Source organism: Pseudonocardia sp. TMWB2A (assembly GCF_017312135.1).
On record NZ_QKQY01000002.1, the window covers coordinates 364,040 to 378,863 of the forward strand.

Consider the following 14,824-nt stretch of genomic DNA (forward strand, 5'->3'; position numbering starts at 1 on the left):
CGACGCAGCCGGACCGCACCCGGCCGCGCCGTCACCTGATCTGCAGGGTCTGCACCGGCTGCGGCACGGTCTGGACCGGCACGGCGTCGCGCTGGGCCAGGTAGGAGGCGATGTCGTGGAACAGCGGTGCCGCGCTCGTCCCGCCCTTCGGGGCGTCGAGCATGATCCCGATCACGAACCGCGGGTCCTGGGCCGGGAGCATCCCGGCGAAGGTGATCCAGTACTGGGAGCGCGAGTAGGCCCCGGTCGCCGGGTCCACCTGCTGGGCGGTGCCGGTCTTGCCCGCCACCTCGTAGCCGGGCACCGCGGCGGCGGGCCCGGTGCCGGACTGGCCGTGCGCCTTCTGGGTGACGGCGGTGAGCATCGTCCGCAGCGTCTGTGCGGTCTGCGGCGACATCACCTGCACCGGCTCGGGGGCCTCGGTCGGCACCCGGACGCCGTCCGGGCCGGTCGTCGCGGCGATGATCCGCGGCGGGACGCGGACGCCGTCGTTGGCGATGGCCTGGTACATCCCGGCCATCTGCAGCACGGTCATCGACAGGCCCTGCCCGATCGGCAGGTTGCCGAAGGTGGAGCCGGACCAGGTCGCGCGGGCCGGGACCCGTCCGCCGCTCTCGCCGGGCAGCCCGACACCGGTCTTCTGCCCGATGCCCATCTTCGCGAGCATGTCCGAGAAGCGGTCCTCGCCGACCTTCTGCGCGGTCATCAGGGTGCCGACGTTGGAGGACTTCGCCAGCACACCGGTCAGCGTGTAGTGGTCGACGCCGTGCTCCCAGGCGTCCTTGATCGTGCGGTCGGCGACCTCGATGCTGCCGGGCACGTCCAGCACGTCGTCGGGCTTGGCGACGCCGGCCTCCAGCGCGGCCGCCATGGTGACGACCTTGTTGACCGAGCCGGGCTCGAACGGCGTGGTGACGCCCTTGTTGCCCAGCGAGTTCGGGTCCGCGGACAGCAGCTGGGCCGGGTCGAACGAGGTGTTGTCGGCGAGCGCGAGCACCTGCCCGGTGGCCCGGTCGAGGACGACGGCCGAGCCGCTGCGCGCGCCGGAGCGTCCCGCGTAGTCGGCCAGCATTCGCTGCACCTGGAACTGCAGGTCGGAGTCGATCGTCAACTGCACGTCGGAGCCGGACACCGCGGCCTGCTCGGAGCGCACGCTGCCGGGGATGACGGTGCCGCTGCCCTCGGCGGTGTCGGCGATCTGGAAGCCGTCGCGACCGGCGAGCAGCCCGTCGTCGGAGGACTCCAGGCCGATCCGGCCGATCAGCTTCTGCGCGTCGGCGCTCCAGGTCGCGGCGCCGATGATGTTCGAGGCCAGCGTCCCGTTGGGGTACTGGCGCGCCTCGCGGCTCTCCTCGGCGATCTCCGGGAACTGCGTGCGCAGGTCACGGGCGGGCCCGGGGTCGACCGCGGTGGCCATCACGACGTAGCCGCGGTCGCTGTTCAGCGCCCGCTTCAGCTCCTCGGGGTCGCCGTGGGTCACCGCGGCGACGGCGTCGGCCATCCGGTTCTTGTAGGCGACCGCGTCCGCGCCCTTGGTGGAGTTGATCAGGCGCGGGTTGGTGACGAGCGCCTTGGACTCGGTGGAGAACGCCAGCACCGCGCCGTTGCGGTCACTGATCGCGCCGCGCTCGGCCGGGATGACGATCCGGCTGGCGCGCTGCTTCTCCGCGTCCGCGGTCAGCGTGCCCGCCTGCACCGTCTGGACGACCACGAGCTTCGCCCCGGACACCAGCAGCAGGGCGGCCAGTGCCACCCAGGCCAGGCGCAGCCGGAACCGCGGGTCGTCGGCCGGGGACCGGCGCCGACCGCCCCGCGGACCCTGCCCCCGCGGCCGGGGGCGCGGCGGCGCGTAGACCATCAGTTCCCGCCCGCCGCCCGGGTGTCGGCCGGGACCTCGTGCTCGGTGCCCTCACCGGCACCGGCGGCGCCACCCGCGGCGGCGCCCGGAGCGGCGTCACCGCCCTCGGCGGCCGGGTCGGTGGTGGCCGCGCCCGGCTGCTGCGCCTGCGGCGCGGGCGGGGCCTGCGGGGCCGGTGTGTCGGCGGCGGGCGGGGCGGGCGGCGCCGCGGCGACGGCGGCACTCGGCTCCCCGACGACGTCGACGCGTCCGTCCGGTGCGACGACCAGGCGTGCCGGGTCGGTCACCCGGACCATGCCCTGGGCCGCGGCGCGGTCGGCGAGCGAGCCGGGGCTCTGCAGCACCGTGACCTCCTTGCGGAGCGCCTCGGACTGCTCGGTGAGCGACGCGGTCCGCTCCCGGGCCGCCTGCAGCGAGTAGGAGTCGGCCGCCGCGGCGGTCGACAGCCACAGCGTCGCGATCAGGCCCGAGACCAGCAGGACCATCACGACCAGCACGAACTTCGCGCGGCCGGTGTTCTCCCTGGCCGCGCTGCGGCGGCGCTGGTCGGCCACCCGTCGGGCGTCGCCGGGGCCGCGCTGGGCCGGGATCCGCGGGGGTGCCGCGGTACGACGGCTCTGGCGGGTGTCGGGCCGCGCCCGGCCACCGCCCGGGGTGCCCGGGCGCTCGATGACGGGTGTGCTCATCGGGGGTTCCTGCCTCTCCGCCGTGCCGGTACTGCCTGCGTGCTCGGGTCCGTGCCACGGGTGCTCACGGCCCGTCCTCCACGCGTTCCGCCGCGCGCAGCCGCACCGGGGCGGCCCGCGGGTTGCGGGCCATCTCGGTGTCGGACGCCTGCTCGGAGCCCCGGCTGAGCAGCCGGAACTCCGGTCCGTGTCCGGGGAGCTCCACCGGCAGGTCCACCGGGGTCCGCGAGCGGACGCGCTCGGCGAGCACGCGCTTGGTGATCCGGTCCTCCAGCGAGTGGTAGGACAGGACGACGATCCGCCCACCCGGGGCGAGCGCGTCCAGCGCCGCGGGCAGCGCGTCGCGCAGCACCTCGAGCTCGCGGTTCACCTCGATGCGCAGGGCCTGGAAGGTCCGCTTCGCCGGGTGCCCACCGGTGCGCCGCGACGCGGCCGGGACCACGCCGTAGAGCAGCTCGACGAGCTCGGTGCTGCGGGTGAACGGGCGCTTCTCCCGGGTCCGGACGATCGCGTTGGCGATCGGGCCGGCGAACCGCTCCTCGCCGTACTCCCGCAGGATCCGGCGCAGCTCGCCGGCGGTGTAGGAGTTCAGGACGTCGGCGGCGGTCGGCCCGGTGGTCGGGTCCATCCGCATGTCGAGGTCGGCGTCGCGGGAGTAGGAGAAGCCACGGGCGTCCTCGTCGAGCTGGAGCGAGGACACGCCCAGGTCGAACAGGATGCCGTCGGCGGCGGGCACGCCCGCCTGCTCCAGCGCGCCGGCGACGTCGTCGTAGACGGTGTGCACCCGGTGCAGCCGGTCGGCGTAGGCGGTGAGCCTGCGGCCCGCGAGCTCGAGGGCCTGCGGGTCGCGGTCCATGCCGACGACAGTCAGCCGGGGGTGCGCGGCCAGCAGCGCCGCCGCGTGGCCGCCCATGCCGAGGGTGGCGTCCACGTAGACGGCGTCGCGGTCGCGCAGGACGGGGTCGAGCAGCTCGGAGACGCGCTCCAGCAGGACCGGGGTGTGCCGGTCACCGGGCGCGCGCTCGTCGCGCGGGGTGGCGCCGTCGCCGGAAGTACCGTCCACGTCCCACCCCCCGGTGCGCCGTCCGTCCCCGTGTGGTGCGTGCGTGTCGTGCGGGCCGCCCGTCCGGCGGCCGTCCCCGGTCCCGGCCACGGGGGCCGGGACCGGGAGGGTCGATGTCCGTGGGTGTGGCGTGCCGGCTCCCACAACCGGTCCGCTCCACGCCCGAAGACGCGCGGGCTCCACCTCGCCACCCGAACTCCCCAGTCGGGGTGAGCGCCGGCGCCGTCCCCACCCGGGGGCCGTGCCGACCGGACCTGGCACCGGGGAAGGTGTGCCAGGGCCGGGCGATCACGGCACCCGGGTCGGGGCGGCGACGGTGGTGTCGTCCGCTGTCGGTCGTGCTGTCCTGCTCAGGTACTGCCGCCGTCCGTCGTCCCGCCCGCCAGCGGAACTCAGAACAGCCCGGGCAGAACCTCCTCCTGGGCCTTGGCGAAATCGTCCTCGTGCCGCTCCTGGTACTCCTGCCAGGCCTGCGCGTCCCAGATCTCGGCGCGCGTGAACGCGCCGATCACCACGCAGTCCTTGGACAGTCCGGCGTACCGGCGCAGCTCGGGCTGGATCGCGATCCGGCCCTGGCCGTCGGGGTTCTGCTCGTCGGTGCCCGAGAAGAGGTTCCGCTGGAACACCCGCGCCGACTCGTTCGTCAGCGGGGCCGCGGCGATCTTGCGCGCCATCTCGGTGAAGGCGTCACGGGTGAACACGTAGAGGCAGTGGTCCTGCCCTTTCGTGATCATGCAGCCGCCTCGCAACTCGTCGCGGAATTTTGCGGGCAGCGTGAGCCGCCCCTTGTCGTCCAGCTTCGGGGTGTAGGTGCCGAGGAACACCGACCCCACCTCCACCTGGGACCCCTGTTCGCCCCAGCGATCACCACACTACCCCACACTCACCCACCGTCAACCCGAGACGGGTGGATCTTCGACCGTTCATCCGATGTTTTCGCAGGTCAGAGACGGTGGGGGACGGTGGGGGCGCGCGACGCGCCACCCGGTCGCGCGACGCCCGGAGGCCGTTTCCGGCCGCTCCGGCCGCACCTGCGCCCCACCGCTCCCCCACCGGCGTCGTCCCTGGTCAGGGACGGTTCCCGGGCCGATCGAGTCGTCCGGGGTGGGGACGGGTGGGGAGCCGGTGGGGGGACCGTGGGGAGCCCGGGTGGGGGGCGGTGGGGGGACCGGCGGACGCGCGGTGGGGCGGCGTGGGGAACCACCGTGGGGCGCCGCGGGGAGGCGGCGTGGGGGACGCCCCGCCGGGGCAGCCGGGCGGGCCCCCGGAGCGCGTCGCGTTCGGCCGTACGGAGCAGCGGCGGGAGGCGGGTGGCGGCGCCCGGTCCCGATCGGGGGACGTTTGACAGACTGGGGTCACCCGAGCCGTCTCCTGAGGAGGCCCGTTGTCGTCGAGCGCGCCGTCCGCGCCCTCCGTGCCACCCGTCCCGTCGCCGTCCGGTGGTCCCCTCCGCCGGGCCGAGGCCAGCGGTGCGCACCCCGGTTACGCGCCCGAGCCGATGGACGCCGTCGCCGTCGCCGACGCGGCGGGCCGGATCGCCGCCGCGATGGCCCGGATCATCGTCGGCAAGCCCGACACCATCCGGCTGGCCCTGGTCGCGATGCTCGCCGAGGGGCACCTGCTCGTCGAGGACGTGCCGGGCGTCGGCAAGACCACGCTGGCCAAGGCACTCGCCCGGGCCGTCGACGGGGCGGTGAGCCGGGTGCAGTTCACCCCGGACCTGCTGCCCGGCGACATCACCGGCTCGTCGGTCTACAACCGGCAGACCTCGGAGTTCGAGTTCCGGCCCGGCCCGGTGTTCGCCAACGTCGTGATCGCCGACGAGATCAACCGGGCCTCGCCCAAGACGCAGTCGGCGCTGCTGGAGTGCATGGCCGAGCACCAGGTCACCGTCGACGGCGGCACCTACCCGCTGGGTGACCCGTTCATGGTCGTCGCCACCCAGAACCCGGTGGAGATGGACGGCACCTACCCGCTCCCCGAGGCCCAGCAGGACCGGTTCACGATCCGCGTCTCGGTCGGCTACCCCGACCCGGCGGCCGAGCTGGCGATGCTCGAGGAGCACGGCTCGACCGACCCGCTGGAGCGGCTGCGGCCGGTGACCGACCTGCGCACGCTGCGGTCGATGATCGCCGGGGTCCGCGGCCTGCACACCGCGGCGGAGGTGCGCCGCTACTGCGTCGAGGTCGTCGGCGCGACGCGACGGCTGCCCGAGGTCCGCCTCGGTGCGTCGCCGCGCGCGACCCTGCACCTGCTGCGGGCCGCCCGCGCCTGGGCGGCGACCGCCGGGCGCGGCTACGTCGTGCCCGACGACGTCCAGGCCGTCGCCGTCCCCGTCCTCGCGCACCGGCTGGTGCTGGGCCCCGAGGGGGTCGCGGCCCGCCGGACACCGGCGGACCTGGTGCGGGCCGCCGTCGCGCGGGTCGCGGTGCCGTCCCCGCCGCGGGGCTGAGATGGCGCCGACCGCGCCGCCGTCCGGGACACCGGCTCCCACCGAGCCCGGTGCCCCGGCGGCACCCGGGTCGTCGGCGCCGCTCGCGGCGGGCGGCGCGCCACGCCGGGAACGGCGGGCCGGGCTGACCGTGCGCGGGCGCTGCCTGCTCGCCGGCGGCGCCGCGATGGTCGTCTCGGCGATCGTGCTCGACGAGCGCGACCTCGTCCGGATCGGGGCGTTCGTGCTGCTCCTGCCGCTGCTGGCACTCCTCGTCGCGCTGCGGTCGCGCCGCTCGCTGCAGGTCGGGCGCACCCTGGAGCCGGCGCGGCTGGAGGCGGGCAGCGGCGGCACGGTCCTGCTGCGGATCGCCGGCGGCGCCCTGCTGGGCGCGCTGCGGATCGCCGACCACGTGCCCGATGCCGCCGGTCCCGCCGACCGCTACCCGCCGCGGTTCACCGTGCACCGGCTCGGCCGGCGCGGCGCCCGGGTCGGCTACCCGGTGCGACCCGCGGTCCGCGGCGCGTACCGGATCGGTCCGCTGCGCGGTCGCGGCACCGACGCGCTCGGCCTCGCCGAGTTCCGCCACGACCTGCTCCCCGCCGACCGGCTGCTGGTCCTCCCCCGGGTCACCCCGCTGACCGGGCGCCCGGCCCTGACCTCCACCGCCGCCGGGCGCGGCGCCGAGGGCGGCAGCCGTCCCGGCCCCGGCACCCCGGACGTGCTGATCCGCCCCTACCGCCAGGGCGACGAGCTGCGCCGCGTGCACTGGCGCTCCAGCGCCCGGCGCGACGAGCTGATGGTCCGCCTCGACGACCGTCCCGACCCGTCCGGCGTGACCCTGCTGATCGACCGGCGCGACAGCGCCCACCGCGGACACGGGCCCGCCTCCAGCCTGGAGTGGGCGGTGGCGTTCACCGCCAGCGTCGCGGTGCACCTGCTGCAGCGCGGCGAGGCCGTCGCGCTCGTCGACGAGTCCGGCGAGGCCGTCGGCGACGTGCCGCCCGGCGTGACCGGTGCGGACGCCGTCCCCCCGCGGCTGGAGTCGCTCGCGGTGCTGCGGCCCTCGGCGAGCACCGGGTTCACCGCGCCCGGGCCGGGACCCGGGCACCCGGAGGGTGTGCTCGCGGTGCTCGGCGGGACCGCGCCGCAGGACGTCACCGCGCTGGTCTCGGCCTGGCCGCGCGGCGGGCACGCCGTCGTCCTCGACGTCGACACCTGGTCGGCCGCGACGCGGTCCCGCCCGGCGTCGGTCGCGGCGGCCGCGCTGCGCCGCGCCGGGTGGCACGCCACCGTCGTCACCTCCGACATGACCGTCCAGCGGGCCTGGGCGGACGCCTGCGGTTCGCCCGGCATCGCGGGGGCGACCGGATGAGCGCGCCGACCCGGCCCCCCGTCCGGCCCGCGCCGCCGCCCGCCGCGCCCGTCGCCGAGGCCGCACCCGCGGGCCGGACGCCGGGTGCCCCGGCGTGGACGGTCGTGCTGGGACCGGTCGCGACGGTCGTCGCGGTGCTGCTCGCCGGGACGGCGATGAGCTCGGTCGTGCAGGGTGCGGCCTGGTTCGTCCACGCCGCCGTCGCGGTCGTGCTGGTCGCGCTGGTCGGCGGCCTGCTGCTGCCGCTGCGGGCCTGGCTGGTCGCGCCCGGGCAGCTGCTGGCCCTGGTCCTGCTGGTGACCGCGTGGTTCACCGGCAGCGGCATGCTCGGGGTGCTCCCCGGGCCGTCGGCGTTCGGCGAGCTGTCGGGCCTGCTCGGCGGGGCCGGGCAGCAGATCGACAGCGGCCTGCCGCCGGTCGCGGCGAGCCCGGAGATCCTGCTGCTGGTCACCCTCGGGTTCGGCACGATCGCGATCGCGGTGTTCGGGCTCGCGGTGACCGTGGCCGCCCCGGCCGCGGCCGGGGTGCCGCTGCTGGTGGTGTTCGCGGTGCCGACGGCGCTGCAGCCGGACCTCCTGCCCTGGTGGACCGTGGTCGCGGCGACGCTCGGCTACGGCGTGCTGCTGCTCCTGCGCCCGGACCGGCTGCGGCAGATCCCGGCCGGGGCCGCGGTCGTCGCGGTCGCCGTCGTGGGCTCGCTGCTGGCGGGGCTGCTGGCGTCGTCGGTGGGGACCTCGGGTCGCTTCGACGCCACCGGCGGGACCGGGGGCGACGCCGACGGCTCGATCGGGCTGAACCCGTTCACCTCGTTGCGCGGGCAGCTGACCCGCAGCGAGCCGCGGCCGCTGTTCAGCGTCCGGGGTCTGCAGACCCCGACCTACCTGCGTGCGCTCACCCTGCAGACCTACGTGCCGCAGGAGGGCTGGACGGCGGGGCGCCCGCTGCCGGGTGTGCCGCTGACCGGGCCGCTGCCCCCGTCGACGTCCGGGCCGGCCGCGTCGCAGGACGTGCAGGTCGAGAACCTGGGCTTCCGCGACTACTGGCTGCCGGTGTTCGGCGACCCGACCCGGATCGCGGTGAACTCACCGAGCTGGGCCTACGACGCCGACGGCGGCATCGTCTACAGCGAGCGCGCGCAGTCCGAGGACGGCTGGACCCAGTCGATGCGGCTGCCGGAGCCGTCGGCCGACCAGCTGCGCGCGGCGTCCGGGCCGACCACGGTCGACCGGGCCTATCTCGACACCGACGGCGTCGACCCGCGGGTCACCGCGATCGCCCGGGAGGTGACCGCCGGGGCCACGACGCCGTTCGACCGGGCGATGGCGCTGGAGGACCACTTCACCGGGCCCGGCTCCCCGTTCACCTACAGCCTGGCGACCGCGCCGGGCGGCAACGGCGACGCCCTGGTCGACTTCCTGACCCGCGGCCGGACCGGCTACTGCGAGCAGTACGCCTCGGCGATGGCGGTCATGCTGCGCGCCGTCGACGTCCCGGCCCGGGTGGCGGTCGGTTTCACCGCGGGCGACGCCGACGGCTCCGGGGCCCGCACGATCACCACCGAGGACGCGCACGCCTGGGTCGAGGCGTGGTTCCCCGGCTACGGCTGGATGACCTTCGACCCGACCCCGCTCGCCGACGGCCGCACCATCGACCCGGCCTACGTCCAGCAGGCCCGGGAGCAGGACGGTGGCACGCCCGCCGCCGAGCAGACCCCGCAGCCCGAGCCGTCCGCGACGCCGCCGCCCCCCGAGGCCGGTGGCCCCACCCCGGAGCCCCCGCCCACCGAGGAGCAGGCGGCCGACCAGCCGCTGGCCGCGACCGGGTCCTGGTGGCCGCTGGTGGTGGCGCTGCTGCTGGCGGCCGCGGTGCTCGCGGTCGTGCTCACCCCGGGCCTGTGGCGCCGGCACCAGTACTCCCGCCGGGCCGGGCTGGCCCGGGCGGGCGGCGACGGCGCTGCCGCGGCGGCGTGGGACGAGGTCCTGGCCGCCTCCCGCGACCACGGGGTCCCGGTGCCGCCCGGGGACACCGTCCGCGCGGCCGCCGACCGCATCACCGAGCGGCACGGCCTGTCCGGGCGCCCCGCCGAGGCGCTGCGGGAGCTGGCGGGCCGGGTCGAGGCGAGCTGGTACGGCGGGATGCTGCCCGAGCCCGGCACGCTCGACGGTCTGGTGGACGAGGTGCGGACGGCGATCGCGGCCGGTGGGACGTCGTTGCGGGCCCGGGTGCTGCCGGCCTCGGTGGTGCCGGAGGCGGTCCGGCGCGGGCGCCGCCCGTCCGACGACGACCCGACGGCCGACGACGGCGCCGCCGACACCGACACGGCCGGGGAGCCCGCCGAGCGCGGCTGACCCGCCCGGAGAGCACGGCTGACCCACCCACCGTCCGCGCGATGATCCGCTCCGCGCGTGCGTCCGGACGCGCGCGGGCCGCGGATCTCCGCGCGGGCGCGGGGTTCGCGGCCCGCAGCGCCCCGGAGCAGCGCCCGGCGTCCGGTCGGCGGCGTCATCCGGTCGGCAGCGGTATCCGGTCGGCAGCGGTATCCGGTCGGAGGCGGCGGCGGTCGGACGGCGCCGGTCCGTCCCGATCGGCGGCTCCCGTCCACCGGGGCACCGCTGGTGCCGACGGCCGGCACACCGGGCGGCCGGTGCCGGACACACGACGGCGGGGCGGGTCACCGAGTCGGTGTCCCGCCCCGCCGGGCGTCGTACGGGCGGCCGCGTGGGCCGCCCGGTGTCACTCCTGCTCGAAGCGGCGCCGGAAGCGCTCCTCCATACGGCCGGTGAAGCCACCGCCGCTCTCGCCGGACTGCCTGTCCTTCGGGGCGGACCCGCCCTGACCGGTCGTCTCCTCGCCGCCGCGACGGGCGCCGATCGAGGTGACCGCCAGCAGCGCGCCGCCGAGCATGGCGAGGAAGCCGACGATGCTCAGGATCGGCAGGTCGCCGAGCCAGAGAGCCCGGAAGGGGATCCCGGCGACGAGCAGCACGAGGCCCACCACGAACAGGACGGCGCCCTGGATGCGGCGGCGCCGGGCGGGCTTGCTCCGCCGGCTACCGCTGACCGAGGACGCGAACTTGGGGTCCTCCTGGTAGAGGGCGCGTTCGATCTGTTCGAGCAGGCGCTGCTCGTGCTCGGAGAGCGGCATGCCTTCACCTCCGGCACACGTAATCGGACGGTAGGCCGCATTCGGCCCGGGCCTCCTCGCCCCGGCCGGTACGACGGGCGCCCCAACCTGGGCGTCTGATGTCCAGAGTACGAGGCGAATCGTGCCGCGACCACCCGGACCGTCCAACCCGCTCGGCTGATCGTCGAGCGGACGGCGTGGCGCGGCGTGTCGTCGCTCACCCGGACTGTCGCAGACCCACCCGGACGGGGGTGGGCAGCCGGGTGAACGCCGGACGACCGGTCACCGACGGCAGCCGGACGGCGACCGTCGGACACCTGCGGCGGGGACGGGTGTCAGTACCGCCGGGCGAGCAGATGCAACCGCGGGGCGACCTCGGCGAGGGCGCCGACCTGCGACGCGAGCGCGTCCAGCTCGTCACGCTCGTCGCGGCCCGCCGCCTCGCCCTCCTGGCCGGGACCGGGCAGCCACGCCTCGAGGGTGCCGTCACCCTGCAGGATCTCGGTCCGCAGCCGTCCGGTCTCGGCGGTGAGCTCCTGCAGCCGGTGCGCGTCGAACCGGCGCAGCAGCCGGTCGTCGGTACCGGTGCGGCCCTCGGGGTCGGTGAGCAGGGCACGGGCCTCGGCGAGCCGGCCGGTGGCCAGTCGCCCGATGAACGCGCCGTAGCGCCCCACCGTCAGCACCGACACCGCCCCGCCCGGGGCGGCGGCCGCGGCGAGCGCGGCGAGCACCCGGCCCGGGCCGTCGACGACCTCGAGCAGCCCGTGGCCCAGCACGAGGTCGGCGCCGTCGGCCGGGGCGACCTCGGCGAGGGTGTCGACGTCGCCGTTCACCGGGGTGATCCGGTCGGTCACGCCGGCCTCACCGGCGCGCCGGGCCAGCGTCGCCAGCGCGTTGGGACTGGTGTCGACGACGGTCACCGCACAGCCGGCGATCGCCAGCGGCACCGCCCAGGTGCCGCTGCCCCCGCCGACGTCGAGCACCCGGGGCGCGGCCCCGGTGTCCCGGCGGACACGGTCGATCTCCCTGTCCAGCACCCGGAACACGGCGGCCCCGCGCGCTGCTCCGGCCTGCTCGCGTGTCGGCGATCCCACGGCACCGAGACTAGTGGCCCCTGCCGGTGCCCGGCCCGCCCGCCCGCCGGGACGCCCACGACCGGGCGCCCGACGATCACCTGCACTCCGCTCGGCGACCGTGCCGGACCGCACGGTAGGTTGGGTGGGTGCAGGTCGTCGCCACGCTCAGTCTCAAGGGTGGCGTCGGCAAGACCACGGTCGCACTGGGTCTGGCCGGCGCGGCGCAGCGGCACGGCGTCTCCACCCTCGTGGTGGATCTCGACCCGCAGGCCAACGCCACCACCGCGCTCGACCCGGAGCCCACCACGGCGACCGTCGCCGACGTGCTGGACGAGCCGCGCCGCGCGGTCGTCGAGCGGGCCATCGCACCGTCGGCGTGGGGCGAGGGCCTCGACGTGCTGGTCGGCGCGGAGCAGACCGAGCGGCACAACCACCCCGACCCGGGGGCGGCGCAGCTGTACCGGCTGGACCGCGCCCTGCAGCGGCTGGCCGGCGAGCTGATCACCGACGACTCCGGCGGCTCCGAGCACGCCGAGGAGCGCTACCGGCTGGTGATCGTGGACTGCCCGCCGTCGCTGGGGCAGCTGACCCGCAGCGCACTGTCCGCCGCGGACCGGGCGATCCTGGTGACCGACCCGACGATGTTCTCGGTGTCCGGCGTACAGCGCGCGTTCGACGCGGTCCAGACCGAGCGCGAGCGGTCCAACGACCGCCTGCAGCCGCTGGGCGTGCTGGTCAACCGGGTGCGCCCGCGCAACACCGAGCACGAGTTCCGGATCTCGGAGCTGCGCGAGCTGTTCGGCCCCCTGGTGTTCAACAGCGTCCTGCCCGACCGCTCGGCGGTCCAGCAGGCCCAGGGCGCCTGCCTGCCGATCCAGGCCTGGGACACCCCGGGCGCCCGGGAGATCTCCGCGGTGTTCACCGCGCTGCTGGGCCGGGTGCTGCGCAGCGCCTCGCGCCCCGCCGCCTCGGCCTGACCAAGCCCCCTCCCGGTCCGTTCCCCGGCCCCGCCCGGTCTCCTCCCTCCGCTGATCCGCTCCCCCGGTGCGGCGCGCCGCCCGGCGGACGGACCTCACCGGGGCAGCAGCAGCTGCACCCGGGTCACGAACTGCTCGGCCTGGCGCAGCAGGTCGTCGGCGGCGCGCCGGTCGACGTGCCGGTCGATCCCGGCCTCGGCCTCGATCCGCAGCCGCGAGCACCCGGCGAAGAACGCCGCCCACTCCTCCAGCTCCGGAGCGACCTCGGCGAGGAGCCGCCAGACGTCGCGCGGGGCGCCCCGGCGGGTCCGGGGCCGGGCCCGCATCGCCAGCACCGCCGCCCCGGCACGCAGCGCGGCGAGGTAGGCGGCCGGGTAGCGACGCAGCGGCTCGGTCTCCCGGTGCGCCTCGGCGAGCTGCTCGGCGGCCTGGCGCAGCAGCCCGAGCGCGTCCCGCGACGGCGGGGCGGGCGCGGGCGACCGGAGGGGCGCCGGCCCGGCAGGCCGTGCGGTCTCCGCGGCCGGCCGGGCAGCACCCCCGTCCGACCGGACCGCGCCCCCGGACGGCCGAGCCGCGCCCCCGCCCGCCGGCACGGATGCGCCCGGCAGGGGGATCACCTGCCCCGACCGGCCGGCGGCACCGGTCTCCCCGGCCCGACCCGGCCGGCCGGTGCACCCGGTCCCGGCCGGGTCCGCACCGGTCCGGCCGCTCCCCCGCCGGGACGGCGCCGACCCGGCGGCGGACCCCGTACGGTCGGCGGCGCCCCGTCCCGCGCCCCGGGCCGCGCCGCAGTCCAGCGGCCACAACCCGTCGGCGACGGGCCGCACCCGTCCGGACGGCCGCTCCGGCCGCGCGGCGCCCACCGGGGCGTCGCCCGGCCGTCGCGCCCCGGCGGACCGCGGCGACGGCAGCGCCAGGTCCAGTTCCATCGTCCTGCTCCGCACGCGCACCTCCCGCATCTCCCGCACCTCTCAGTCGACCTTCACCAGGTCCCACACGCCCGGACCGGACCGCATCCGCAGCACCACCTCACGCGGCGGCTCCTGCGGGTCCTGCACCGACCGGGCGAGCACCCGCCAGCAGCTCAGCCGGTCCCCGCCCACCGGCATCGGCGACGGGAACGGCCACGGGGACTCCTCGATCCACTGGTCTCGAACCCCGGTGACCAGGAAATGTTCTCCGCGGCGCGACGGACGCCGCGAGAACTCGACCGGCTCACCGTTCTGCCAGCGCACGTCGATCGCCGCCGGCTGGCGGGACCGGAACAAACGCGAGAAGCCGCCCACTGGCATCACCACGCCCTCCACCCGGTGGCCGGGCCTCGGTTCCCACCACCGGAATCGGTCTCCGGGACGCCCGGCGACGGGGTGCTTCCCCCACTCCGCCCACCGGACGCCCCGGCGTCGAACGCGCGTTCGACATACGCCAGTAGAACGCGTGTTCGATCGCCGCGTCAAGTCGGGTGGCCGGGTGGCACCACTCACCCACCGGCACCGTGGCGGGGTGCCCGGTCCGGACCCGCCGGGACCGGCCGGGCGTGGTGTGATGGGGACATGTACCCGGATACCGACCCCGCCCCGGCGCGGGCGTGCGGTCCCCACCGGGGCCGGTGCTCGCGGTGACCGCCGCACCGTCGCGTGCACGCCTGGTCGGCCTCGGCCGCAGCGAGTTCGCCGACCGGCTGGGCGAGGCGATCGACGTCTACGTCACCGCGATGGGCTACCCGCGGTCGACCGCACGCCAGCGCCGCTCGCTGTGGCTCGAGCACTCCTACCGGCCGGGCTGGCGCTCGGTCGGCTGGCTCGACGAGCAGGACCGGCTCACCGGCATCGGCTACGGCTACTGGGGCGGCCCCGGGCAGTGGTGGTTCGAGGAGGTCCGCCGCGGGCTGCGCGCCCGCCGCGGGGAGCCCGGCGCCGTGAGCGCCGACTGGCTGACCGACTACTTCGAGCTGACCGAGCTGCACGTCCACCCACAGGCCCAGGGCTCGGGCATCGGCGAGTCGCTGCTGCGGGCGCTGGCCCGCGACGCCGCCCGGGCCCGGATGCTGCTGTCCACCCCCGAGTACGGCCGCGCCACGCCCGGCCGGGCGTGGCGGCTCTACCGTCGTGCCGGGTTCGTCGACGTGCTGCGCGAGCACCTGTTCACCGGGGACCCGCGCCCGTTCGCCGTGCTCGGGCGCGAGCTGCCGCTGCTTCCCACGGATCACCCGACACACGCCCCCGAGTGACGCCG

The 14,824-nt window shown here is 76.7% G+C and carries 13 protein-coding genes; 5 read left to right on the forward strand and 8 right to left on the reverse strand.

All coding sequences use genetic code 11. From position 1 onward, the window contains the following. Positions 1–31 precede the first annotated feature (31 nt). From DMP17_RS16045 to mraZ, 4 genes are all read right to left on the reverse strand, one after another. The gene (locus DMP17_RS16045; protein ID WP_337829933.1) at positions 32–1,858 is read right to left on the reverse strand and encodes a peptidoglycan D,D-transpeptidase FtsI family protein; all 1,827 of its coding nucleotides are present in this window, start codon (positions 1,856–1,858) and stop codon (positions 32–34) included. Continuing rightward, positions 1,858–2,544: a septum formation initiator gene (locus DMP17_RS16050; protein WP_226365654.1), complete on the reverse strand. Its 687-nt coding sequence runs from the start codon at positions 2,542–2,544 to the stop codon at positions 1,858–1,860. The genes DMP17_RS16045 and DMP17_RS16050 overlap by 1 nt, the downstream gene beginning before the upstream one ends. Positions 2,545–2,608: 64 nt before the next feature. Beyond that, complete coding sequence (rsmH, locus tag DMP17_RS16055; protein WP_337829934.1) at positions 2,609–3,607, reverse strand: 16S rRNA (cytosine(1402)-N(4))-methyltransferase RsmH; 999 nt, start codon at positions 3,605–3,607, stop codon at positions 2,609–2,611. 392 nt (positions 3,608–3,999) lie between these two features. After that, positions 4,000–4,431 (reverse strand): division/cell wall cluster transcriptional repressor MraZ, encoded by a 432-nt coding sequence (gene mraZ, locus DMP17_RS16060; protein WP_337829935.1) that lies wholly within the window; start codon positions 4,429–4,431, stop codon positions 4,000–4,002. 674 nt (positions 4,432–5,105) lie between these two features. Here mraZ and DMP17_RS16065 point away from each other — a divergent pair. Genes DMP17_RS16065 through DMP17_RS16075 form a run of 3 tightly spaced genes read left to right on the forward strand, consistent with a single transcriptional unit; the run spans position 5,106 to position 9,761 of the window. Further along, the gene (locus DMP17_RS16065) at positions 5,106–6,059 is read left to right on the forward strand and encodes an AAA family ATPase (protein ID WP_062402153.1); all 954 of its coding nucleotides are present in this window, start codon (positions 5,106–5,108) and stop codon (positions 6,057–6,059) included. A 1-nt stretch (position 6,060) separates the two neighbouring features. After that, the gene (locus DMP17_RS16070; RefSeq protein WP_226356222.1) at positions 6,061–7,413 is read left to right on the forward strand and encodes a DUF58 domain-containing protein; all 1,353 of its coding nucleotides are present in this window, start codon (positions 6,061–6,063) and stop codon (positions 7,411–7,413) included. Beyond that, positions 7,410–9,761 carry a transglutaminase TgpA family protein gene (locus tag DMP17_RS16075; RefSeq protein ID WP_337829936.1) on the forward strand — a complete coding sequence of 784 codons (2,352 nt, stop codon included), beginning with the start codon at positions 7,410–7,412 and terminating at the stop codon, positions 9,759–9,761. The genes DMP17_RS16070 and DMP17_RS16075 overlap by 4 nt, the downstream gene beginning before the upstream one ends. A gap of 385 nt (positions 9,762–10,146) precedes the next feature. On the opposite strand, the gene DMP17_RS16080 is transcribed toward DMP17_RS16075, so the two are convergent. Both DMP17_RS16080 and DMP17_RS16085 read right to left on the reverse strand, forming a co-directional pair. Further along, entirely contained in the window at positions 10,147–10,557 is a 411-nt protein-coding gene (locus DMP17_RS16080; RefSeq protein WP_226365657.1) for a DUF3040 domain-containing protein, read from the reverse strand. A 314-nt stretch (positions 10,558–10,871) separates the two neighbouring features. Next, positions 10,872–11,630, reverse strand: a complete 759-nt coding sequence (locus DMP17_RS16085) for a class I SAM-dependent methyltransferase (RefSeq protein ID WP_224402908.1) — start codon at positions 11,628–11,630, stop codon at positions 10,872–10,874. A 128-nt stretch (positions 11,631–11,758) separates the two neighbouring features. Here DMP17_RS16085 and DMP17_RS16090 point away from each other — a divergent pair, with 128 nt between their 5' ends. Beyond that, positions 11,759–12,589 (forward strand): ParA family protein, encoded by an 831-nt coding sequence (locus tag DMP17_RS16090; protein ID WP_073573930.1) that lies wholly within the window; start codon positions 11,759–11,761, stop codon positions 12,587–12,589. 95 nt (positions 12,590–12,684) lie between these two features. On the opposite strand, the gene DMP17_RS16095 is transcribed toward DMP17_RS16090, so the two are convergent. Next, positions 12,685–13,533: an SAV_6107 family HEPN domain-containing protein gene (locus DMP17_RS16095; protein ID WP_337829937.1), complete on the reverse strand. Its 849-nt coding sequence runs from the start codon at positions 13,531–13,533 to the stop codon at positions 12,685–12,687. Positions 13,534–13,560: 27 nt separating this feature from the next. Next, positions 13,561–13,881 carry a hypothetical protein gene (locus tag DMP17_RS16100; protein ID WP_051050348.1) on the reverse strand — a complete coding sequence of 107 codons (321 nt, stop codon included), beginning with the start codon at positions 13,879–13,881 and terminating at the stop codon, positions 13,561–13,563. 326 nt (positions 13,882–14,207) lie between these two features. Between DMP17_RS16100 and DMP17_RS16105 the strand changes: the two genes are divergently transcribed. Beyond that, positions 14,208–14,819 (forward strand): GNAT family N-acetyltransferase, encoded by a 612-nt coding sequence (locus tag DMP17_RS16105; protein ID WP_073574082.1) that lies wholly within the window; start codon positions 14,208–14,210, stop codon positions 14,817–14,819. Positions 14,820–14,824: the final 5 nt, after the last annotated feature.